Below are 400 nucleotides of genomic sequence, written 5' to 3'. Positions count from 1 at the left end.
GTACAGCATCTCATTTTCTCGCGGGCTGAAGATGGGGCGGTCCTTGCCTCCGTGACGCCGACTGTCACCTGAACCTGCCGTGCTGGCAAGGTGGTACATCTGTTCGTTGATATCGATTAACAGCATCTGCAGGGTGCCGCGTTCGCTCAGCAGCCTCTGCTCCAGCGCCTCCTGTTCCCTGCTGGCGATAATGAGGGACAGCAGCGCCAGGTTGTTCATGTGATCGTGCAGCACAAAGGTGAACCCGTTGACGATGTTGTACTGTCTGGAGAGGGAAAAAATTCGGTTGAATTTCAGGTCCGACATCAGGGTGATATTCTCGTCCCAGGCAAAGGGGGAAGTGCGCCTGAAAGCGTTCAGTATTACCGGATCTGTCAGCTGGAAATTATTGGCGCGGTAT

The 400-nt window shown here is 54.5% G+C and carries 1 protein-coding gene; it reads right to left on the bottom strand.

Annotation, left to right across the window (positions count from 1 at the left end; translation table 11 throughout):
- On the bottom strand, window positions 1–400 hold a 400-nt coding region (locus tag GSQ70_RS00890), incomplete at both ends, for an autoinducer binding domain-containing protein (RefSeq protein ID WP_199257210.1).

Origin of the sequence: Pantoea sp. BAV 3049, assembly GCF_009765445.1 — a bacterium.
In the GTDB taxonomy this organism is placed as follows: Bacteria; Pseudomonadota; Gammaproteobacteria; order Enterobacterales; family Enterobacteriaceae; genus Erwinia.
Note: the sequence above shows the minus strand (reverse complement) of the source record. Positions and strands in the feature narration are given on the sequence as shown.